This is a genomic window from Pelomicrobium sp. (assembly GCF_036803785.1).
In the GTDB taxonomy this organism is placed as follows: domain Bacteria; phylum Pseudomonadota; class Gammaproteobacteria; order Burkholderiales; family UBA6910; genus Pelomicrobium.
On sequence record NZ_DAIRTR010000001.1, the window covers coordinates 23,269 to 46,325 of the forward strand.

19 protein-coding genes are annotated in these 23,057 nt (G+C 57.2%); 13 read left to right on the plus strand and 6 right to left on the minus strand.

The features are described from left to right. The first annotated feature begins 71 nt into the window (after positions 1-71). The 13 genes from V7Q81_RS00105 to V7Q81_RS00165 all read left to right on the plus strand — a co-directional run bounded on the left by V7Q81_RS00105 (position 72) and on the right by V7Q81_RS00165 (position 15,368). A complete protein-coding gene (locus V7Q81_RS00105) occupies positions 72-1,004 on the plus strand; it encodes a methionyl-tRNA formyltransferase (RefSeq protein WP_333839102.1) in 933 nt (310 codons plus the stop codon). A gap of 197 nt (positions 1,005-1,201) precedes the next feature. Further along, complete coding sequence (locus V7Q81_RS00110; protein WP_333839104.1) at positions 1,202-2,005, plus strand: Stp1/IreP family PP2C-type Ser/Thr phosphatase; 804 nt, start codon at positions 1,202-1,204, stop codon at positions 2,003-2,005. A gap of 42 nt (positions 2,006-2,047) precedes the next feature. Next, the gene (locus V7Q81_RS00115) at positions 2,048-2,749 is read left to right on the plus strand and encodes an FHA domain-containing protein (RefSeq protein WP_333839106.1); all 702 of its coding nucleotides are present in this window, start codon (positions 2,048-2,050) and stop codon (positions 2,747-2,749) included. A gap of 64 nt (positions 2,750-2,813) precedes the next feature. Continuing rightward, positions 2,814-3,584 (plus strand): 3',5'-cyclic-nucleotide phosphodiesterase, encoded by a 771-nt coding sequence (locus tag V7Q81_RS00120; RefSeq protein WP_333839108.1) that lies wholly within the window; start codon positions 2,814-2,816, stop codon positions 3,582-3,584. A 67-nt stretch (positions 3,585-3,651) separates the two neighbouring features. Continuing rightward, positions 3,652-6,024, plus strand: coding sequence for a GspE/PulE family protein (locus V7Q81_RS00125; protein ID WP_333839208.1), 2,373 nt, complete (start codon positions 3,652-3,654; stop codon positions 6,022-6,024). 5 nt (positions 6,025-6,029) lie between these two features. Continuing rightward, the gene (locus tag V7Q81_RS00130) at positions 6,030-7,856 is read left to right on the plus strand and encodes an HD domain-containing phosphohydrolase (protein ID WP_333839110.1); all 1,827 of its coding nucleotides are present in this window, start codon (positions 6,030-6,032) and stop codon (positions 7,854-7,856) included. A gap of 317 nt (positions 7,857-8,173) precedes the next feature. Next, positions 8,174-8,611, plus strand: coding sequence for a pilin (locus V7Q81_RS00135; protein WP_333839112.1), 438 nt, complete (start codon positions 8,174-8,176; stop codon positions 8,609-8,611). Between the two features lie 130 nt (positions 8,612-8,741). Then, positions 8,742-10,712 (plus strand): tetratricopeptide repeat protein, encoded by a 1,971-nt coding sequence (locus V7Q81_RS00140; protein ID WP_333839114.1) that lies wholly within the window; start codon positions 8,742-8,744, stop codon positions 10,710-10,712. Between the two features lie 44 nt (positions 10,713-10,756). Continuing rightward, a complete protein-coding gene (locus V7Q81_RS00145; RefSeq protein WP_333839116.1) occupies positions 10,757-11,620 on the plus strand; it encodes a glycosyltransferase family 2 protein in 864 nt (287 codons plus the stop codon). Then, positions 11,610-12,842 carry a glycosyltransferase family 4 protein gene (locus tag V7Q81_RS00150; RefSeq protein ID WP_333839118.1) on the plus strand — a complete coding sequence of 411 codons (1,233 nt, stop codon included), beginning with the start codon at positions 11,610-11,612 and terminating at the stop codon, positions 12,840-12,842. The genes V7Q81_RS00145 and V7Q81_RS00150 overlap by 11 nt, the downstream gene beginning before the upstream one ends. Continuing rightward, complete coding sequence (locus V7Q81_RS00155; protein ID WP_333839120.1) at positions 12,824-13,735, plus strand: glycosyltransferase family 2 protein; 912 nt, start codon at positions 12,824-12,826, stop codon at positions 13,733-13,735. Before V7Q81_RS00150 ends, V7Q81_RS00155 begins: the two co-directional genes overlap by 19 nt. Before the next feature lie 24 nt (positions 13,736-13,759). Next, positions 13,760-14,785 (plus strand): glycosyltransferase family 4 protein, encoded by a 1,026-nt coding sequence (locus V7Q81_RS00160; RefSeq protein WP_333839122.1) that lies wholly within the window; start codon positions 13,760-13,762, stop codon positions 14,783-14,785. Between the two features lie 154 nt (positions 14,786-14,939). Further along, positions 14,940-15,368 (plus strand): pilin, encoded by a 429-nt coding sequence (locus V7Q81_RS00165; protein ID WP_333839124.1) that lies wholly within the window; start codon positions 14,940-14,942, stop codon positions 15,366-15,368. On the opposite strand, the gene V7Q81_RS00170 is transcribed toward V7Q81_RS00165, so the two are convergent. From V7Q81_RS00170 to soxB, 6 genes are all read right to left on the minus strand, one after another. Continuing rightward, positions 15,369-16,403, minus strand: coding sequence for a class I SAM-dependent methyltransferase (locus tag V7Q81_RS00170; protein ID WP_333839126.1), 1,035 nt, complete (start codon positions 16,401-16,403; stop codon positions 15,369-15,371). It lies immediately after the preceding gene. Beyond that, complete coding sequence (locus V7Q81_RS00175) at positions 16,400-17,890, minus strand: flippase (protein ID WP_333839128.1); 1,491 nt, start codon at positions 17,888-17,890, stop codon at positions 16,400-16,402. The genes V7Q81_RS00170 and V7Q81_RS00175 overlap by 4 nt, the downstream gene beginning before the upstream one ends. A gap of 55 nt (positions 17,891-17,945) precedes the next feature. Further along, positions 17,946-19,166: an ABC transporter permease gene (locus tag V7Q81_RS00180; RefSeq protein ID WP_333839130.1), complete on the minus strand. Its 1,221-nt coding sequence runs from the start codon at positions 19,164-19,166 to the stop codon at positions 17,946-17,948. Between the two features lie 123 nt (positions 19,167-19,289). Then, positions 19,290-20,033 (minus strand): ABC transporter ATP-binding protein, encoded by a 744-nt coding sequence (locus tag V7Q81_RS00185; protein ID WP_333839132.1) that lies wholly within the window; start codon positions 20,031-20,033, stop codon positions 19,290-19,292. Further along, on the minus strand, positions 20,030-21,181 hold the full coding sequence (locus V7Q81_RS00190; protein WP_333839134.1) for an efflux RND transporter periplasmic adaptor subunit: 1,152 nt from the start codon (positions 21,179-21,181) through the stop codon (positions 20,030-20,032). The genes V7Q81_RS00185 and V7Q81_RS00190 overlap by 4 nt, the downstream gene beginning before the upstream one ends. A gap of 90 nt (positions 21,182-21,271) precedes the next feature. Continuing rightward, a complete protein-coding gene (gene soxB / locus V7Q81_RS00195; protein ID WP_333839137.1) occupies positions 21,272-22,987 on the minus strand; it encodes a thiosulfohydrolase SoxB in 1,716 nt (571 codons plus the stop codon). Between the last annotated feature and the right edge of the window lie 70 nt (positions 22,988-23,057).

Consider the following 23,057-nt stretch of genomic DNA (forward strand, 5'->3'; position numbering starts at 1 on the left):
TGGTTTCGGTTCACGTTAACCCCTTTGGCGAACGTGAGCCATTACCGAAATCTTGCTGAGGGGAGTCCGAAATGAGAGTTGCCATTATTGGCCAGCAAGATTTTGGCAAGGCGGTGATGGAGGCCTTTCTTGCCCGCGGCGACACCGTCGCAGGCGTGTTCGTGGCCCCCGAGAAGGCAGGGGCCAAACCGGATCCGCTGAAACTGGCCGCCCAGGAGAAGGGGTTACCCCTGTTTCAGTTCCCGTCTTACAGGAAAGCAGAGGCCCAGGACGCGTTGCGTCAGCTCAAAGTGGACCTGGGTATCATGGCTTACGTGCTGTTGTTCGCGCCCCAGGAGTTCGTGAACATTCCCAAGCACGGCACTATTCAGTACCACCCGTCCTTGCTGCCAAAGTATCGCGGCCCCAGCTCCATCAACTGGCCCATCATTCGCGGTGACACCCGCACGGGCCTCACCATCTTCCGTCCAACCGATGGGCTGGACGAGGGGCCGGTCATCCTGCAGAAGGAAGTGGATATTGGGCCTGACGAGACTCTGGGGGATGTGTACTTCAACAAACTCTTCCCCCTGGGTGTCCAGGCCATGCTGGAAGCAGCGGACCTGGTCGTCGCGGGCAAGCACAAGGAAATGGTGCAGGACGAATCCCAGGCGAGCTACGAGGGCTGGTGCCGCGAGGCCGAGGCGCGGATCAACTGGCACAACCATGTGGACTTCATCTATAACCTAATCCGAGGCTGCAACCCGGCGCCCGGCGCATGGACGACCCTGGGCGGGAAGAAGCTGCAGATTTTCGATGCCCGCAAGTCGGTCTATCGCCGTTTTGGCGACGTAAGCGGCAAAATCGGGGAGGTCACCCAGATCACCGACACTGGCTTCAAGGTGAGCGCTCAGGGCGGACAGATTGAGGTGATGCGGGTCAAGCCTGAGGAGGGCAAGAAGGTCTCCGCTGCGGAATTCGTAAAGGCTGCGGGTATCACAGTGGGGACCATGCTGGGGACCTGAGGGGCAAGTCTTTCACCCCTTCATTCGGAGGCCAGCGGATTCGCTGGCCTTTTTGTTTGCCCAGCCTTCGGCAATCATTTATTTTTTCCTTGAAATCGTATATTTTATAAGCAACTAGGAAAACAACTTTAAGAGGTTTCTTTGATTCCGTGTCTAATAAGCGGGACAGCCCTATGAAGCCGGGGGATGCGCTGGAAATGGTCAGCGTAACTGATCCTGGCATGGTCCGTGCTCATAACGAGGACAGCGTCGGGATCCTGCCTGAGGAAGGGGTCGCGATCCTGGCAGACGGGATGGGGGGCTACAACGCGGGAGAGGTGGCGAGCGGGATCGTGGTGTCGCTCATGACGGCCGAGCTCAAGGAGGCGTTGGCCCAACAGGATCCGGCAGCCATTGATCCCATGAGCGGCAAGCTGATGGCGGAAACCATGCTGAGGAGGGAGATCCGGCGAGCCAACGCCTCAGTCTATCAGGCAGCGCAAACCCTGCCCCAATATGCCGGAATGGGAACCACCCTGGTGGCGGCGCTCTTTTTCGATAACCGGGTGGCCATCGGCCACATCGGGGATTCGCGCACCTATCGGCTCAGGGGTGAGCAGCTGACGCAAATGACCCGGGATCATTCCCTGCTCCAGGAGCAGATCGACAGTGGCATGATCAGCCGGGAAGAAGCACGGCAGTCGATGCACAAAAACCTGGTTACCCGGGCGCTGGGAATTGATCCCGAGGTGGATGCGGAAATCCATGTCCACGATGTGCGGCCCGAGGATATTTACCTGTTGTGCTCGGACGGGTTGAACGACATGGTGGAGGACGAGGATATCCGGCTCACCTTGACCAGCCTGCGCTCCAACCTGCCTCTGGCAGCGCAACAACTTGTGCAGATGGCGAACGACAACGGTGGACGGGATAACGTTTCGGTCATCCTGGTGCGGGCGAGACATGGGTTTCCGGTGCGGCGGCACAGGCTCGCAAACCTGCTCTCAAAGCTCAAGAAATAAAGTCGGAAGGGCCTTCCTATGGCGGCGAAACTGATACTCAGCATGGATGGGCTAGTGCTTAAGGAGTTCCCTCTGAACAAGGAGCGCATCACCATCGGCCGCAAATCAACCAACGACATTCACATCGACAATCTCGCTGTCAGCGGGAACCACGCGGTAATCGTTACCATTCTGAACGACTCGTTCCTGGAAGACCTGAACAGTACTAACGGGACGATGGTTAACGGCAAGCAGATCCAGAAACACTTCCTGCAGCACGGGGACGTAATCGAGATCGGCAAGTACAAACTCAAGTACCTTAACGATCAGACCACTTTGCGGTCGCAGGGAGATTTCGAGAAAACCATGGTGCTCAAGCGTCCGCCGACTGCAAGCCAGCCAGAGCCCCGATTGGGGGGTGCCGAGCTCGCAACCCGATCAGCGTCCATGTCCATGCCACCGTCGTTCCAGCCTGCTTCTGCCGGCACTAAAACGGTGCTACCGCCAGCTGCGATTCAGGTGTTGAGCGGGCCAGCTGCCGGGCGAGAACTGGTGATCGCCAAGACGCTGACCACCCTAGGCAAGCCTGGTCTCCAGGTGGCGGTGATTGCCAAGCGGCCCCACGGTTATTTCCTGACTCACGTGGAGGGCGACCAGCATCCGGTAGTCAACGGCAAGACCATTGGGACTCATCCACGACAACTTCACGATCACGACATCATCGAGCTCGCTGGCGTAAAGCTGGAATTCTTCTACAAGTCATGAGCGAACGGGCGATAGGATTGATGGACGTCGCAACCCTCATCATGTCCAAGGCGGACCAGGCAGAATGAAACTGAGAGTTCTGGGCTGCAGCGGTGGGATAGGGGGGACGCTCCGGACGACATCCATGCTGCTCGACGATGATATCCTGATTGACGCGGGAACTGGGGTCGGAGACTTAAGCCTCGAGGAGCTCAAGAAAATCGACCATGTGTTCGTTACCCATTCCCATCTGGATCACGTGGCCTACATCCCCTTTCTGATAGATACCGTTGGATGGATGAGAAGCGAGCCCGTGACCGTACATGCAACGCACGCAACCCTGGAGATTCTCAAAGAACATTTGTTCAACTGGAAGATCTGGCCCGATTTCTCCTGCATTCCAGACCCGGACATCCCGTACATGCGTTATGACTACCTCAAGGTGGGAGAAACCGTCGACCTAAACGGCAGAAAAATTACGCCACTACCAGCGCACCATGTGGTGCCAGCGGTCGGATTTCGGCTCGAGGGACAATCAGCAAGTCTCATTTTTTCCGGGGATACCACGACTAACGATGCGCTGTGGGAGTGGGTCAATCGAACCCGAAACCTACGCTATCTCATTATCGAGACTGCCTTTGGCGACGGGGAAAGAGATCTAGCGGTTGTCTCAAAACACTTGTGCCCGAGCCTCCTACGCGAAGAGCTGCAGAAGATAGAACTCGAGGCAAGACCAGAGATCTACATCACGCACCTTAAACCAGGTGAGTCGGATTCGATCTTGAAGGAAATCGAAATGGCGGTGGAAGGTTTTCGGGTAAAAAGGCTGGAAAGCAATCAGGTATTCGAATTTTAGTGCTTCGCGGCAGATCGGTTCGCCGAACACAAATGTGCTGCCTGAAAAGGCGGTGGGGGTAGATGCGATGAGCACGATCCTGCAATCCCAGAATTCCCAGGAACAGTTAGGAGAAATCACCGCCAAGCTTGGCTTTACGCGCAACTTGCAAGCGGTTACAAACAAGATCCATGCCACCTATAACATCGACGAAATTATGTTCGAGGTGAGCAAGGACATTTGTGATTTGTTCGAGGCCGACCGGCTAACGATTTATCTTCTGAGCGAAGACAAACAATCTATTGTTTCCAAGGTTAAAACGGGTCTTAATTCTTTCAAAGATCTCAAGCTTCCCATCTCCGAGCAGAGCGTCGCAGGCTACGTTGCCTTGAGCAAGAGGCTCGTCAACATTCGGGACGTGTACGACGAACAGGAACTGCGACGCTTGAGCCCTCATCTGCACTTTCTGCATGAGGTGGATCGGCGCACCGGCTATCGCACCCGACAGATGCTAGTGGCCCCCATTTTGGACGCTAACGATAACGAACTAATCGGGGTTGTCCAGCTCATTAACACCCGTTCCGGCCAGCCGTTCTCGCAAGTAGCAGCCGAGGGCCTTACGGAGCTCGCTAAAACGCTGGCGATTGCTTTCCGGCAGCGGCAGAGCGCGCTCCAAGTCATCAAAACCAAGTACGATCAACTGATCGCGGACGGGATCATTTCCGCCCCAGAATACGACCTCGCCATGCGCTCGGCCCGGCGGAAGGGGCTTGACATTGAGGATGTGCTGATCGACGAGTTCCAGGTGAAGCTCCCTTCGCTGGGCAAGTCCTTGTCAGTGTTTTTCGGAGTTCCCTATGAGCCGTACAACCCGGATCGGGTAAAGCCTTTCGACCTGCTCCGCAACTTGCGACGGGAGTACGTCGAAGAAAACGGTTGGCTACCCATTGAAGAGACCAAAGAGGGGCTAGTGATCCTCACCACCGACCCAGAACGGGTTCGCGCCTCTCGCATTGTCAACAATGTATTCCCCAAGCACCGCTTGGTTTACCGGGTCTGCACGCGGCGGGAATTCCGCAAGACGGTAGATTTGTTCTACGGGGAAGGCGACCTCGGGTCGATCGGCGACCTGCTTTCCAATCTGGACGAGGATTCGGCGGACGATTACGGGCTTTCGGCCGATGATATTTCCGCCGCAGCGGACAACGAGTTAGTAAGGCTTGTCAACAAGATTATCATCGATGCCTATAACATGGGGGCGTCGGATATCCATATTGAACCTTATCCTGGGAAAGGGAAGACGGAAATCCGCTTCCGACGCGATGGTTCCCTCATGCCATACATCGAAGTTCCAGCGAGCTATCGTAATGCCATCGTGACTCGAATCAAGATCATGTGCGATCTCGATATTTCCGAGAAGCGCAGGCCTCAGGACGGGAAAATAAAGTTTAAAAAGTTCGGGCCCCTGGACATCGAGTTGCGCGTTGCCACGATTCCGACGGCAGGCGGCATGGAAGATGTAGTCATGCGCATCCTGGCTGCTGGAGAGCCGATTCCCTTGGACAAGCTGGGACTACTTGAGCACAATCGAAAGCGTCTCTTGGAATGCATCGAGAAGCCCTACGGCCTGTTCTTCGTCTGTGGCCCCACCGGTTCGGGCAAGACCACTACGCTGCATTCTATCCTGAAACACCTGAACACCCCGGAGAATAAGATCTGGACTGCCGAGGACCCGGTAGAAATCACCCAGAAGGGCCTGCGCCAGGTACAGATCAATCCCAAGGCAGGACTCACTTTCGCCACTGCCATGCGCTCCTTCCTGCGAGCCGACCCGGACATCATCATGGTGGGAGAGATGCGCGATAAGGAGACTACCAGCATCGGCATCGAGGCATCCCTCACGGGTCATCTCGTCTTTGCCACGTTGCATACCAACAGCGCGCCGGAATCTATTGTTCGCCTTCTCGACATGGGAATGGATCCGTTTAATTTCGCCGACGCGCTGCTCGGCATTCTGGCGCAGCGCTTGGCAAAGCGGTTGTGCACCCAATGCAAACGGCCCCGGGCTGCCGGCCAGGAAGACGTCAAGCGGCTGTTGAACGAGTATACGGAAGAGCTCAAAAACCTGGAGTGGTTCAAGAAAGACCCGGCAGCAGCAATGAAGGGTATCTACGCCGAATGGACGCGCAAGTACGGGGACCAGAAGGGGCAGATTACTTTGTACGATCCTGTCGGCTGCGAGAACTGCGGGGGAACCGGCTACCGCGGGCGTGTGGGGTTGCACGAGTTGTTGGTGGGTACGGATGCAATCAAGCACCACATTCAAAGTCATTCCCGCGTGGCCGAGATGCTGGTCACGGCCCTGGACGAAGGCATGCGCACCCTGAAGCAAGACGGGATCGAGAAAGTCCTACAAGGAATTACCGACATGCACTCGGTACGGGCGGTGTGCATCAAGTAGCCGGCATGAGCGGGTTTTCTGTTCATGATCTGCTGGTAAGGCTCGAAGAGCTAAACGCGGTCGGTGCTGCCCTCAGCAGAGAAAAGGACTTGAGCCGCCTACTGGAAGCAATTTTAAAGGCGGCAAAGCGTATTACCCATGCCGAAGCCGGCACCCTGTATCTGATGGAGGACGGGGAGCGCTTGCGCTTCGAGCTGGTGCAGAATGACGCCCTAGGAATCGCCATGGGGGGCACGAGCGGCGTGCCCATTCCTTTTTATCCAGTACGACTCTACGACAGTGCCGGGCAACCCAATAACTCCATGGTGGTCGCCTTCGCCGCGCTGCGCGGTGAAACAGTGAACATCCCGGACGCCTATGCGGCAGAGGGTTTCGATTTTTCCGGCACCCGGAGTTTCGACGCGAAAACCGGCTATCGCTCGAAGTCCTTTCTCGCGGTGCCAATGAAAAACCACGAGAAGCAGACCATTGGCGTTCTGCAGCTCATCAACGCCAAAGATCGCTCGACTGGCGAAATTGTTCCCTTTTCCGATGCAGATCAACGTCTGGCCGAATCGCTGGCCTCCCAAGCTGCAATTGCGATTACAAACCGGCAGCTCATCGATCAGCTGGAAAAGCTGTTCGAATCGTTCATCAGTCTTATCAACGCAGCCATCGATGAGAAGTCCCCTTACACGGGGGGCCATTGCCAGCGCGTTCCGGTCTTGACCATGATGCTCGCCGATGCAGTATGCAGAACCGATGCGGGTCCGTTTAAAGATTTCAAAATGACCGATGCCGATCGGTACGAACTCAAGATCGCGGGGCTCTTGCACGATTGTGGCAAGATCACGACCCCCGTACATATCGTCGATAAGGCCACCAAGCTGCAAACGATCTTCGACCGCATCCATTTGATCGACACCCGGTTCGAGGTGCTCAAGCGAGATGCAGAAATCGCTATGCTTCGCCAGCTCCTGGCCCTGGGCGCGACCTCTCTCCCCCGTTCTTCGCCAAAACTGATGAGGTACGCCTCGCTGCACCACGGCAGCGACAGGCCGGAGGAATCGGCGCATTTCGCCGCGCTCAACACACCCTATGAATCTGTTGGATATGCTTCGGCGCCCTATCCGAGTGTTACCGGCTTGAAGTTGGGGAATGCCCCTCCGGCGAAAGCGCGTGCATCCCTCGAACGGGATTACCGGGAACGGCTGACCCAAATCGAGGCGGATCGGAACTTTCTGAGGAAGTGCAACCTTGGGGTCGAAGCCATGCGGCCCGAGGATCAGGCGCGAGTGCATCAGATAGCATCACGGTACAGGTGGATCGATGCGACCGGCAAAGAAACACCATTTCTCACCGACGACGAGATCGAAAATCTCACCGTCGAAAAGGGGACTCTCACCACCAAGGAGCGGGAGATCATTAACCATCACATCGTGGTCACCATCCGCATGCTGGAATCCTTGCCTTGGCCTGCCCACTTAAAGAACGTCCCAGAATATGCGGGCGGACATCACGAGCGGGTGGATGGCAAGGGATACCCGCGGGGGCTCACTAAGGATCAGATGTCGGTTCAGGCCCGGATGATGGCGATTGCCGACATCTTCGAAGCGTTGACGGCGGCGGACCGGCCCTACAAGCGGGGCAAGACTTTGAGCGAAGCCCTTTCCATCCTAGGCCGACTCGCCTTAAATGGCCACATCGACCCAGATCTGTTTCAGGTCTTCGTACGGGAAAAAGTCTATCTGCGTTATGCCCGGGAATTCCTGGAGCCTGAACAGATCGACACGGTGGATGAGGCGAGCATTCCTGGCTACGATCCGCATGCCTTCGCGGCTGATAGAAAGTGACGAAGAGCGTCAGTTTTTGCCTGTCCGCGGGGGTCCACCAAAGCCATGGGCCCCTTTCTGTTGTTCAGCCGGCCACCCCAGACCTTGCTCAGCCGGCCCAAGAAGAACCTTGGGCTCCAATGGATCTCCTCCAGCCCCCATTTTCTTGAGAGGAAAGCGCGCAACTGCGCCAGGAGGGCAGCGCTCGAGTGCTCCTCGGCACGATGTTGTAAAAAAAGATAAACCCGGAAGATTCCTGAGCGGCTTGGCATGCACCTTGCTCAACCCCAGGCTGGGAGTGTGTCCCTTGGGTCTTTTTCGGTGAAAAGGAGCGTTTTATGAAACAGTTGCAAAAAGGTTTCACGTTGATCGAGCTGATGATCGTGGTAGCGATCATCGGCATTCTGGCCGCTATCGCGATCCCCGCCTACCAGGACTATACGGCCCGGGCGCAGATGTCCGAAGCGGTGGAGCTCCTGGCGGGCGGCAAGACGCCGCTTGCTGAGTGGTACGCCGACAAGGGCACGTGGCCTGCTAATCCGGCCTCCGTCATGAACACCCTTTCCGGGAAATACGTGGCAGCGATTGCTTATAGCGGCACGCCTTCTGGCTCGACCCTTGCGTTGCAAGCGACAATGCGAGCGAGCGGGGTAAATTCAGCAATTCAAAGCAAGACCGTTGTATTGGAAACGGCGGACGGCGGTAGGACCTGGACTTGCAAGAGTGATGGTACTGCACCGGTTGATGCCAAGTACCTGCCCGCTTCGTGCCGGTAATTATCTTCGATCACAACAGCCTGCCCGAGAAATCGTGCAGGCTGTTCTTTTTTTGCAGAGATGTTTTTTCAAATTGATGGTCAGCTGTCGTCCTCGAAAGTGTTGATGGCGATCATAAATCCTTCTGGCGATGATAACTGACTCATTTGGTTCGGCTTGCCCTGCGGCGTGTACCGCGTTTAAGCGGGAAGAGCTTCTTCGGACCGAGCTAATCCCAGGAGCAATTTTTTGGGTTCTTGTTCTTCTTACCGCGCTCCTCTATTGGCCGGGGCTGAAAGGAGATTTTCTCCTTGACGACTTTCAGAACCTGCGCTTTCTGGGGCAACTTTCCTCTCGGTCGTCCACTGAGTGGCTGCTTCCTGTTCTATCTGGCATTAGCAGTGAGGCCGGACGACCACTGTCCCTTGCCAGTTTCGCACTTCAGCACGCCGACTGGCCTCGTAATGTCGCTGCATTCAAGTATGTCAACGTACTGCTCCACCTGTTGAACGGGTGCCTCCTGTTCTGGCTCTGGCTGAAGCTCGGCCGCTTGACAGGCATCCCCGGGCGGCGGAATCTCCTCATTGGCCTCATCGCAGTGAGCATCTGGCTGCTGCACCCATTGCTGGTTTCCACGACCCTGTACGTCGTTCAGCGCATGACCCAGTTGTCGGCCTTGTTCACGCTGGTCGGGCTTCTTTTTTATCTCCACGGGCGTGAATATCAGCAAGCGGGGAGACTGCGCTCCGGCTACTTGTGGATTTCCCTAGGAGTCGGTCTGTTCGGTCTGCTGGCGACGCTGAGCAAAGAAAACGGAATCTTAATCTGCCTGCTGGCGCTTTCCATGGAAGCTACTCTGCTGCGGGGCTTTCCATCTCCGTCCGGCTGGCGGGCATGGAAGCTCATTTTCCTATACGGGCCGGTCGCCTTGCTTGCCTTGGTGGTAATCTGGCGCTTCGACACGATGGTACTGGGGCCTTATGCCATCCGGGATTTCACGCTCATCGAACGACTGATGACCCAGGCGAGGGTGTTGGTGGAATACCTGGGCTTGACCGTGGCGCCCGTCCCGAGCGCGCTGGGGCTATACCACGATGACTATGCTCCCTCTCGAGGACTGCTTGCCCCCGTCACCACGCTGGGGTCCGTTTTCCTGATCGTGGGTCTCGTTGTCCTCGCCTTTGCTACCAGACGCCGCGCACCGGTCTTTTCGTTTGGTCTGCTCTGGTTTTTTATTGGCCATTTGCTGGAATCCACGATATTCCCGCTGGAGCTTTACTTTGAGCACCGGAATTACCTGCCCATGGCTGGGCCTGTTTTCGCCTTGAGTTTTTACGGGGTCGATTTGGTGGAAAGAATCAAGTCCATACCGGTGAAACGGGCACTGCGGTTTTTCCCCGTTTTGTATCTCTCGATCCTCGCTGCCATCACATTCAATGAGGCTCGGCTGTGGGGAGATCCGGTGAGGCAGGCGTATACCTGGGCCAAGGAAAAGCCATATTCTATCCGAGCCCAGGAACGTCTGGCGGGCATCTGGCAAGCTTTAAAAGAGTATCAGAAAGCAGCGGCAATATATCGAGAAATGGGAAAGAAATTTCCTAGAGACGTTGGGAGTTATGTTGCCTGGTTAAGTGTTGGCTGTTACGACGGTTCAATAGAGTTACCAAACCAGCAAACTCTCCTACAGAATCTTAAAAATGCCCGTTTTTCAAATGCTCCCGTGGCGTCCCTGGATGTGATCGTAACGGCAAAGGAAAAAGGGGAATGCATCCGGATCAGCGACGCGCACGTCCTGGAGCTCATTGACGCGCTGGTGCAGAATCCAAAGTATGCAGCACACCTAGATAATCTGAGTTTATTGGCGGGCCGGCTATATGCAAACATGGGGTATCTAGACAATGCTATCAAGGCTCTAGATAGAGCATATATGAAGAGTCCCCGTGTCGATATAGCATTCTTTCAGGCAGATTTGCTTGCGAGCGCCGGGTTATACGATGACGCTTTGCGCTACGTTGAAAAGGCGCGGCAAGCGGTAAGTGCGTTTCCCATCAAGCGAGATTTGCAGTTGGCGAATATTGCCGCCCTAGAGCGCGCAATTCTACGGGACAAAGGGGCTCTGTAGGCGGCATAATTTTGGGTGGCCATAGAGAAACGAGAAGTGCACACATGGCTCCCAAAACCTTGAGCATCGTCATTCCTGCACGCAACGAGGCGGCTAGCTTGAAGAACTTATTGCCGGCCTTGCGGCAGCGTTATCCGGAATCCGAGATTCTGTTGGTGGATGACGCATCGGAAGACGAAACGGCGGACTTGTGCCAGCGCCATGGCGTGAAGCGGATTGCCCACCCCTACCACATGGGTAATGGCGCTGCGGTTAAGACGGGCGCCCGGGCAGCGCGGGGTGAGGTGTTGGTCTTCATGGATGCCGACGGACAGCACCGTCCAGAAGATATCGCCAAGTTGCTGGAGAAGTTGGCGGAAGGCTACGACATGGTCGTGGGCGCCCGAGATGGGAGCTCCCAGGCTGGGGCTCACCGGGCCATCGCCAACAGGTTTTACAATCGGCTGGCGAGCTGGATGGTGGGCCAGCAGGTGGCGGATCTGACTTCCGGCTTTAGGGTCGTGAAAGCGGAGAAGTTCCGAAAGTTTTTGTACCTTCTGCCGAACGGTTTTTCTTATCCTACCACTATCACCATGAGTTTTTTCCGGGCAGGTTATCCGGTAGCCTACGTGCCCATTGTGGCACCTCCCCGCATCGGTAAAAGCCACTTGCGGCTGTTTCGGGACGGGTTTCGATTCTTGCTCATCATTTTCAAGATTGGCACCCTTTATTCTCCGCTTAAGCTCTTCGTTCCAGCGAGCGCTTTTTTCTTCCTCACCGGACTCGGATATTACCTTTATACTTTTCTGAGCTTCCATCGCTTTACTAACATGTCGGCGCTGCTGTTCATCACGTCGATTCTCATTTTTCTCATGGGACTCGTCTCTGAGCAGATCACGAATCTCAACTACAAGGACAGTGACCGCTGAAGTTACCCGCTGCCGTGTTCTCGTACTGACTTCTACGTTCCCGCGCTGGGAGGGAGATCACGAGCCGCCATTTGTTTATGAGCTCTGCCGACGGCTCGCTAGATGCTTCGATGTCCTGGTTTTGGCTCCCCACGCTGCTGGCGCAGCACGGCGAGAGATTATCGCGGGCGTCGAGGTAGTGCGCTTTCGCTACTTTTTTCCCAAGTGGCAAAAGCTGGCGTACGAGGGGGGTATTCTGGCGAAATTACAGAGAAACAAATGGCTTTACTTACAGGTGCCTTTCTTTTTTCTTTTCCAACTACTCAGCTTGATGAGAATCATGGGCGAAAAGAGGTTCGACGTCATCCACGCCCATTGGTTGATACCTCAAGGGCTGATTGCCGTATTGGCCAGATTTTTTCTCAGAAAACGACTTCCTCTTCTTTGCACGTCCCATGGTGGGGATCTTTATGGCCTGAAGAATGCCTGGTTGATCCGGTTGAAGCAGGTGGTTCTCGGTCGGGTAGATGCGTTGACGGTGGTGAGCCGTTCGATGGCTGAGGAGGCGGTGAGGCTTGGAGCCCAAGAGGAGTCTTTGCACGTCGTCTCTATGGGGGTAGATGCTTGCGCGCTTTTTACCCCGAGTGAGTATGAAGCAAGGAGTAATCACGAACTCTTGTTCGTGGGCAGGCTGGTCGAAAAAAAAGGTCTGGCTTACCTATTCGAAGCAATGCCCGCTATCCTGGCGAGTTATCCGCAAGCGAAACTTTCTGTGGTGGGAAGCGGGCCGGAAGAACACCGCCTTCGGTCTCTGGCCCGGGAGCTTGGAATCTCGGACAAAGTCGTTTTTGAGGGAGCTATCCCCAATGTCGACCTTCCTCGCCTGTATCGCCGGGCGACCGTGTTTGTCGCGCCGTCGGTCATCGCGAAGAGTGGCGACCAAGAAGGGCTGGGGCTAGTACTTGCGGAGGCTTTGGCTTGCGAATGCCCGGTTGTGGCTTTTGATCTTCCGGCCATTCGGGAAGTAGTCATCGATGGAGTAACCGGCCTAACGGCTCGTGAGCGGGACAGCTCAGATCTTGCATCAAAAGTGATCAAACTTTTAGACAATCCAGATCTTCGCAAGCATCTCGCTCGAGAAGGCAGGCGGCATGTCTTGACCCGGTTTGATTGGGAAGTAATCTCCTCCCGTTATACACGGCTGATTGATGTCTTGGCCAAGTCATGTCCGCAGGAAAACTAGATTCAACTAAGAGCAATCATAAGAGTATTTGCGCCATTGTCCTCGATTACCGCGGTGCGCAAAAGACTGCCAAATGTCTAAGCTCGCTGATCGGCCAGGGGATAGATCATGTCATCGTCGTTGATAATTCAAGCGACGCCAAGGCATCACAAGAGCTGACGGAAGCACTAGATTCAATACGCCGCAAGGGCCCGGAATTCACTATTTGTCTCCTCACGCCAGGAGAGAATCTCGGATTCGCGAAAGGGGTGAACTTTGCTTTGCAGCATGTTGCTGGCAACAACACGTTATATGACTACTATCTTCTGATTAATAACGATGCGGAGGCGACCCTTAATCTAGTCTCTAGGCTAAGGCAAGCACTCGATAACGATCCAAAGCTTTGCCTCGTTGCTCCTTCCATTTTCTCTGTATCAGGCGAGGAACAGGCCCTGGTGTGGTATCAGCGTTACTTCGGTCTGCTCACCAGGCGCAGAAACCCTCTCGCCTTTCCCTACCTTAGTGGTTGTTGTCTGATGTTCAAGAAAGAGCTTGCCGGTTCTGGAAAACTCCTGGACGAGGAGTTTTTCATGTATGGCGAGGATGCGGCCCTAGGCTGGCAGCTCTTCAGAGCAAGGAAAGAAATAAAGTGTCTCCGAGACGCGCTTGTTCTACATGAGGGCGGGGCGTCGTCCTCCAAAGCCGGGCTGTTTTACGAATATCATTTGGCTCGTGCACACATCTTGCTTGCGTTAAAAACCTGGTGGTGGCCAGTGGAAATTCCATTTATGGTGCTGTGTAAGTTGCTAGCTTTGACTGCCAGAGCCTTCATACGATGCGTCCGATATCGCAGCGCAATCCCTCTTTACGCTTTTGTGTTGTCTTGGTTACCGTTCAAGCTACGGAATCCGTAAAGGAATCGAGCGGACGGCGGACGAATGAAAGCTTGGTTTCCGACGATCCGTGCTAGCTCGGGAGCCGATGTGTACACTACCCGACTAGCCGACGCACTAAGGAAACGAAATATTGGAGCGGAAATTCGATGGTATTCAAGATGGTTCGAGTTTGCCCCATTTCTTCTGCGGAGGGCTTGTGCACCGTCAGACGCTGATGTGATACTAGCCAATTCTTGGAATGGCTACGCATTCAAGCGCCCTGACATTCCGCTTGTTATCGTTGAGCATCACTGTGTTTTTGACCCGCTTTATCATTCATACCGATCGTTTCCGCAATATTTTTATCATCGTATGCTGATCAAATCCTACGAACAGGCGTCCTTCGCAAAGGCAGATGCTGTAGTGGCTGTCAGCGAGTTTACCGCCAGCGGCTTGAGAGCGTTCCTAGGATACAAGCAAGTGCGCGTCATTCATAACTGGGTTGATGTAGAGAAGTTCAAGCCCGAACCTTCAATCGGAACAGCACGGAGAAGACGCCCTTTTCGTCTGCTATACGTTGGCAACTTTTCCCGGCGAAAGGGCGCGGACCTGCTGGTACCCATCATGGAAGCACTGGGGGAAGATTTCGAGCTTTTTTATACGAGCGGGCTGAGATCCAGCATGAGGGCAGGCTCACTGTCCAACATGATTCCTTTAGGGAAGTTGATAGAAGAGAAACTAATCGAAATCTACCAAGATTGCGACGCGCTGTTATTTCCTTCCCGTTTCGAAGGATTTGGATATGCAGCTCTGGAAGCTATGGCTTGCGGGAAGCCGGTGATCGCTTCTAATTCGAGCTCGCTGCCGGAAGTAGTGGAAAATGGCGTATGCGGGATCTTGTGTGAGCCGGATAACGTAAATGCTTTCGTCGAGGCTTGCCGAAGGCTCGCGGAAGATCCAGCGTTGTGCAGGCGTATGGGCGAAGCGGGGCGGGAACGAGCAGTTAGGCTATTTTCGGAAGACGCGATCGTTCCAAAATATGTCCAGCTATTCGAAGAGCTCTCTGGGAAAAAAGCCTACAAAGCCTAATCCTGATTGTCTGGTTGTCCGTTATTTGCCCTTTTTCTGCATTAGAAAGGCCCTTTGTTAAGCTTCTTTAACTGGCATGGACCTTGCCTAAAGCTTGATAAGCCCGTGTTTCAACAAGATCTGAGGCTCGGGAGCTGACGCTGAGGGGCAAAACATGTCTTGGGAAGTAAAGGGCTTCACCTTGATCGAGTTGATGATCGTGGTGGCAGTCATTGGGATTCTGTCGGCGATTGCCATACCTGCTTATCGAGATTATCACGCAAGGGCGCAGGTGTCCGAAGCCGTGGTGCTCACTGGCGCTGTGCGAGCGCCACTTGCGGAGTTCTATTCAGACAAGGGACGATGGCCAACCGAGGCAAGCTCGGTCATCGAAACGACGACCGGCAAATATGTGGATAAAGTAGAGCTTGTGGGAGCGGTCGGCGCCACAGGGATCATCGAGGTGGTGGCGACAATGCGTACTACCAACGTTGCGCCGGAGATCTCCGGCCGGACGCTGGTCATGTCGAGCGACAATGGAGCGCGGTGGGCTTGCTACAGTGGAACTATTCCCGAGCTCTATCGTCCACAAGCGTGCAAGTAATCATTTCCAGGCGATCATGATGATCTCTTCACCCGCGTTTTTCTGCAGGATGCAAGCTCCTAGTTCTGCCAGCTGAAAACCGACTGCCTTTATAATTTCAAATGGGCTTCGTTGCCGTGATGCCAACCTCTGTTTGTTGCTTTGACTAGCGAGGTAGATTTCGCGTGCGCCGCGGGCAGTGACCAACACTTTCCGATGGTAAAAACCGGCTCTTTCTGCCAGCAGATGTAAGGCGGGTGAGGTGAACACGTGCAGATGGCGAGGAGGTTCCAAACCTCTCCAATTCGACTTGAATATTCGATGCCCGAAACTTTGGGCATTGGGTGTCGCAATGGTGAGTTGCCCATGATCTCGTAGAATCCGGTGGCATTCGCGAAGTAGATTTTGTGGATCGTGAACGTGCTCGATGACATGGTTCATGACGATAGCATCAAAGGAGCCGTCCGGGTGATGCTGGCTTTGCAGGGTTCCCAGTAGTACTTCCAATCCTTTGTTGCGGGCGTTGTTGACGGCATTGGGGTCGAAATCCACGCCTTGCACAGCCCAGCCAAGAGATTTCAAGAATTCAAGCAGCTTTCCGCTTCCGCAGCCTATTTCCAACAGCCTGCCGCCGGGTTTGTAAGGAAGATACATCACGTCGAAATCCAGGCTTGCCCTGCGGGCGGGATGTAATCGAATCAATTGCCCGAGTAGACTTTCCACCATTTTGTTCTCATTAGAAGGGTATCCATACTGCCAGGCAAGATATCCGGATCTCACCAAGTCAAAGACCTTTTGCAAGTAAGGGCTTCTGCGCCGCTTCGTCTCAGTATGGGTGTAATACACCTGATATGCGCGACCGATGTCCTCCGGTAAGGGCATGGGATCGAGCCACAATACGCCGCAGTCCCGGCCGGGGCAGCGTCTCATGTCCCATTGACCTGGGGCGCCGAACAGTCGATCTTTCAAGCTGCGGTACAAAATATCTCCTTCCGCGCCGCACAGAAAGCAGCGCGGAGCAGGACAGGCTCTGATTTGCGTATCCGAGAAGCTCATGATTTGACGGTGGAATGGTGGAGTAGGTTGAGCACCGCGGCGCGCTCATCTGCTGAGAAGCAACGTAGCCAGCACCAGGCGAGGAGCACTGGCAGGCCGATGCCCAAGAACGTTAGCTTGACCATGAGGTTTTCCAGGCCGAGTCCGGCGGCGAGCCCGATGCCGGCCAGAGAGACTGGCAGCCATGCCTGATTGATGCGAAGCTTTGTTTCGATAGGGATGAGCTTCGCGGATGCATAAAAGAGCAATGCAGCATCCACAATGACCCGCCCGGTCCAGGCAAGGGCCGCACCCGTGACACCGTAGGCGGGAACCAGCCATCCCAGAGCGGCCAGGTAAAAGGGGAGTTCGGCGAGATGGAACTTGGCCGTAAGATCGGGCCTTCCTGCGCCCTGCACCAGGGCATAAGCAATCTGGGCCAGGCTGTTGATCAGGACGCCCACTGTCAGCACTTGCAGAACGCGATAACTGTTGTGTGCGAACTCGACGTCTATCCATAGCTCGAGGACTTCCCTGGACAGGGTCAAGAGCGCCAAAGTCACGGGAAAGAGAGCGATGAAAACGTACTTGAGCCCTTGCCTGAAGAGTCTCGCTGTCCGATGGCGGTCTGAATTAAAGGAGGCGGAAAAAGCGGGATAAAGCACTGCGGCTAGGGCACCAGGAATGAGCCACAGCTTAGTGACGACTTCGTAGGGAGTGACGTAGTACGCCACGGCGGCCAAGGAAATCACACTGCCGATGACGAAACGGTCCATATAAACCATGACGGGACCAATCACGCTCGAGATCGCCATCCAACCGCCGATCCGGAAGAGGGCTCTTGCTGCGTAAGCTTGCGGCATCAAGTGCAATGTCCCTTCTGGGACCAAGCGGGTGGACGAGACGAAATAGGCAATCCATGCAGCGACTCGACCGGCCACGAGCACCCACGCGATTGCGCTGAGGCTCGAGGATAGCGGGAGAACAGCGAGAGGTCCCAGGAGCGTGACCGCACCCATTCCGACTTGAATGGCGTTGCTAGCGCCGAAGCGTTGCTTGCCTTCCAACAGCCCTTTGAAGGTTGCCGCGGTGGTGAGGAAGGGAAGACTTGTAGCCAGGATGTATAGGGCGAGGCGGGTTTCCTCCGCTAGCTCGAGAGGAATGCTCAACGTACTGGTCACCAGCCACGACGTCACGGCGACAAGCGACAGCGCTGCTGCGATGCCGAGGCAGCCGGTCAACACTAAGGCCGTCCCGAGGAACACTGATACCTGATCGTCCTGTCTGGCGGCGGTGTTTTCTGCCACGACCTTGATGAGCGCCCGGCTGATGCCGAGGTCGAACAGGCTGAAATAGCCGAGCACGGCCCAGAGGAGCATCAGCGCACCGAATCGGTCGGTGCCGAGCTGCTGGATCAAGAGAGGAAAGGCAAAAAGCGCTAGGAGCAGGGGCACCCCCTGTCCAGCCAAGCTGTAGAGCGTGTTTCGTGCGAGGTGGCGGGCGTTCACGCAAATGGATCGCCGCCATGCGGCGACTCGGATAAGTCACAGGGAGCGTTGCGGCTCACTCGTGCCGCAACGCCTCCACTGGCGGGAGGCTTGCCGCCTTTTGCGCCGGATAGAGGCCGAAAAAGACTCCGATAGCGGCGGCAAAACCGAAGGACAGGGCGATCGCGCTCAAGCTGACCACGACCGTCATACGAGCAGTTTCGCTGAGGATCCATGCGATGGCCACCCCTAAAACAGCCCCTGCCAGGCCTCCCACGGTGCAAATCAAGACGGCTTCTAGCAAGAACTGCGCCAGGATATCCTGGCGCCGGGCCCCCACCGCCATACGGATGCCGATTTCCCGCGTGCGCTCGGTGACGGAGACCAGCATGATGTTCATGATGCCGATACCCCCGACGACGAGGGAGATCGAGGCGATCGCCCCCAACGTGAGGGAGAGAGTGCGGGCCGACAGGGCTGCGGTCTCGGCCACGGCCGAAAGATTGCGCACGGTGAAGTCGTCTTCCTGACCCTGCGCGACGCGGCGGCGCTGGCGCAGGAGGCTGCGGATTTCTTCCTGCGCTTGCTCCATGACCTCGGCCGAGCGGGCCTGGACCACCAGGAAGCGGATGGCCCCGGGCACCGACATGCCGAAGAGCTGGCGCTGGGCGGTGGTGAGCGGCACATGAACGGTGTCGTCCTGGTCGCGCCCGTCCAGATTCTGGCCCTTGGGGGCGAGCACACCTACCACGACGAAGGGAAGGTCGCGGATCCGTATGGTCTTGCCCACGGGGTTTTCGGCGCCAAAAAGATTTTCGGCCACCACCTTGCCAAGCACGGCGACCCGCGCTGCCGAGCGCACTTCCGATTCGGTGAACCCGTCTCCGGCCTCAATGTCCCAACCGCGGATGCGCCAGAAAGCCGGTACGACGCCGTAGACATTGGTGCCCCAATTATTGGGGCCGTAGACGACCTGCAATGCGCCGCTGTGCATAGGGGCGACTTCCGCGATCTGGGGCAGAGCGGCAATCGCCTCGGCGTCGGCAACCGTGAGGGGGCCGGCAGTGCCGGCGCCGAGGCGCACGCCTCCTTGGGTGGTGGCCCCGGGGACCACGACGATCAGGTTGCTTCCCATGCTAGCGATGGCCTGGTTGACGGTGGTCTGGGTGCCTTGACCGATAGCCAGCATAAGGACCACGGAGGCAACCCCGATCACCATGCCCAGCATGGTGAGCGCTGCTCGCAGGCGGTTTTGGCCCAGGGCGCGCCAGCTCTCAGCAGCGATAGCCAATATCACGGGCCGACCACCTCCGAATATTGCAGAAACGGGACGCATCGCGGAGCACCGTTTGCTGGTTTCCTTGGGTGCGTCTCGCTTCGCCTATGACGCCCACAGCGTGTAGCAACCCCATTTCGTCGCTCATGCGGACGAGCGCATGATCAACTCGGGTTCATGTGTGCTCGCCGAAGGCTGGCTTGTGTCCTGCACGATCCGCCCATCGAGAAAGCGCACCATGCGCCGGGCGTAGGCCGCGATGTCCGGCTCGTGGGTCACCAGCACGATGGTGATGCCGTGGCTTCGGTTGAGCTCGGTGAGGAGTGCCATGATCGACGCGCTGGTCTGGGTGTCCAGGTTCCCGGTCGGCTCGTCGGCCAGGAGCAGTTGCGGGTCATTGACCAGGGCGCGGGCGATGGCGATGCGCTGCTGTTGACCGCCTGACATCTGGTTGGGTAGGGACTCGGCGAAACGGCCCAGGCCCATGCGTTCCAGAAGCTCGCGGGCGCGGCGCCGGCGTTCGGTGAGGCTCAGGCCGGCGTAGAGCAGGGGCAGCGCCACGTTGTCCACGGCGTTCATGCGTTTGAGCAGATTGAAACCCTGAAATACGAAGCCGATGGTGCGGTTGCGCAGCCGCGCCAGGGCATCTGGGCTCAACCTGGAGGTGTCGCGGCCGTCGAGGAAGTAGCGGCCCGCGCTGGGGACGTCGAGGCACCCCAGGATGTTCATGAGGGTGGATTTACCCGAGCCTGAGGGGCCCATGATGGCGACGAACTCGCCCTTCCGGATCGTCAGGTCCACCTCCTGAAGAGCTGGGCGCTCGTCCACCGCCGCCCGGTAGCGCTTGACGATGCCCTCTAGGCGGGCGAGGGGCTCGCCTGCGCTCATAGGCGGAAGCGGAACGCTGGACCGCCCGTCCCAGAGGTGCGTTCGGTCCGCGCCTGACGGAGGACAATGGTGTCGCCCGCCTTGAGCTCGCCACTCACCACTTCGGTGTAGTTGCTATCGCTGATGCCGGTGCGGATCTGCACGGGCACGAGAAGTTTACCTTGCTCCAGGCGGTAGACCGTCCTGGTGCCAGGAGGTTCGGGGCGCTGGGAGCGCGCGAACGGGGCTTCACGCTCGCTCTGGGGCACGAAGCGCAATGCGGCGTTGGGAACGCGCAGAGCATTTTCTCGGGTGCGCAGAGTGATGTAGACATGGGCGGTCATCCCGGGAAGGAGTATGCCCTCCGGATTGTCCGCCGTGACTACGACGTTGTAGGTCACCACGTTCTGCTGCACTGTAGGGTTGAGGCGTATCTGGCTGACGATGCCGACAAAAGTCTGCTCCGGGAACGCGTCGACGGTGAAGCGCACCTGTTGGCCGATCTGAATGGCGCCCACGTCGGCTTCTGCCACCGCTGCATAGATCTGCATCTGCTTCAAGTCTTTGGCGATCTGGAACAGGGTGGGCGTCTGGAAGCTGGCGGCCACGGTCTGGCCCACGTCCACGTTGCGGGCCACCACGATACCCGAGATGGGGGAGCGAATCACGGAATAGCGCAGATTGACCTGCTCCCGTTCGAGCTGGGCCCGGGCCGCCGCTACCTGCGCTTCGGCCGCCTCGGTTTCCTTAATGGCGTCGTCCAACTGGGCCTGGTGTACGAAGCCCTTGGCCACCAGTTCCCGGGTGCGGCGCTCTTTCACCTGGGCGAGCCGTAGGCTCGCCTCGGCGCTCGCTAGGTCGGCCTGGCGTTGAGCGATGGCCGCCTGGATGAGGGCGGGGTCCAGCTCGGCCAGGACCTGGCCAGCTTTCACCTGGTCGTTGAAGTCGACGTAAATTCTATGGACCGTACCTGAGATCTGGGTGCCTACGTTGACCAGAATCACCGGGTTCAAGGTACCGTTGGCGGCGATGGTCTGAACGATGTCACCCCGGTCGACGATGGCGGTCACATAAGGCGGGCGGTCGTTGACGCGATGGAGGTACTCCCAGCCGCCGGCGGCCGCGGCCAACGCCAGGGCCGCGACGAAAAGCATCGCTTTGATTCGCATCGAATTCCGGGGCCGGAGTGAAAGGCATCTACCTTGCCTGATTATAACCAACCGCCTGCCGGCCGAGGCGCCCTTGGCCAGGCGATTGGCTCAGGCAACGCCAGGATTGCCTTTAACACCGACCAGCTTGGGCAAGTTAAGTTTCGGCGTAGGGATTGTTTTCCGGTCCCTCAAGTAACGGGCCACCACTTCCCAGACGGGTTCTCCCGTCGCGCCCTCGGCCACCGGCGCCCATCCCGCCACTTTGTACTTTTTGGCCGGATCAAGGGGCTTACCCCTCAGGGTCATGTTGCTAATGCGGCGACCGATGGTCTCGTTAGGGGAACAGGTGTATTGGAGACCGCCAACCCGCACCATGTCTCCGCCTTGTTGAAGGTAAGGATCGGGATTGAACAGATTGTCGCACACGTCCTCCAGAATCATTTTGATCTGCTCTCCGCTCAGCTCATTGAGGGTGGTGTAGGGATAGGTGATGGCGGTTTGATCCATGAGCCGCTCCATGGTGATGGGTTCCCCCGGCAGGATGGTGGTGCCCCAGCGGAAGCCTGGAGAGAAGGCAATCTCCGCCCCCTTGACGGCCATCAGGGCGTCCAGGATCACTTGGTCGAAGGAGCCGTTGAAGTTGCCGCGCCGATAGAGGAGCCCTTCGCTCACCGCCAGCTTCTCCTGGAGCCGTTCTTCGTAGGGGGCACGGAGGCTGCGGATCAACCGTTCCATGTCCGGGTCCGGCGGCAGGAGATTGGCGAAGACCGGGACGAGCCGGTAGCGGTAATCGGCCACCTTTCCTCCTTTCACCTCCAGGTCCAGCACGCCCAGAAACTTGCCGTTGGAACCCCCGTTGGTGACCAGGGTCCGGCCGCTGGCGTTCTTGACTACCGAGGGCTGGGGGACCCCGTCATGGGTGTGCCCGCCCAGGATGACGTCGATGCCAGTCACTCGGGTGGCCAGCTTCAGGTCCACGTCCATGCCGTTGTGGGAGAGAAGCACCACCACCTGGGCGCCTTTGCCTCGTACCTCTTCCACCAGCTTCTGCAGCCGCTCGTCCTGGATACCAAAAGACCATTCGGGAACCATGTAACGGGGATTGGCGATGGGGGTGTAAGGGAAAGCCTGGCCGATGATCGCCACCGGTACCCCGTTTATTTCCCGAATCACGTAGGGCTCGAAGACCGGATCGCCGAAATCGGTGGTCTTGACGTTTTGGGCGACGAAGGCGACTTTGCCTTTGAAGTCTTTTTCCACCACCTCCTTCACCCGCTCGGCGCCCAGGGTGAACTCCCAGTGGGCGGTCATGATGTCCACCCCCAGTTGCAGGCAGGCGTCCACCATGTCCTGGCCCTGGGTCCAGAGGGCTGTGGCCGAGCCTTGCCACGTGTCGCCGCCGTCCAGAAGGAGGGCACCGGGTCGCTCCGCACGGAGCCATTTCACCAACGTAGCGAGATGGGCGAAACCGCCCACCTTGCCGTAGGTGCGTGCCGCCTGGACGAAGTCCAAGTGGGTGAAGGCGTGGGCCTCTCGGGTACCGGGCCGGATGCCGTAGTGCTTGAGCAGCGCTTCCCCCACCAGGTGGGGTGGCTGACCCGCAGCGGCCCCCACACCGATGTTGACGCTCGGCTCCCGGAAATAGATGGGCAGAAGCTGGGCGTGGCAGTCGGTCATGTGCAGCAGGCTCACCTGCCCGAAGCGGGGGATTCGATAGAACGTTTCCGGCTGGGCTTCGGCCAAGGCCGAGCGGCTTCCCAAGGGCAGGCCCGCTGCGGCGGCAGTGGCCAGGACCTGAAGAAACTCGCGCCGGGTCATGGACATGGACATCCTCCTGGGTTTTTACTGGGGCTTTTTGAAAACGAAAAGCCCGAGAGCTTGCTCCCGGGCCTTC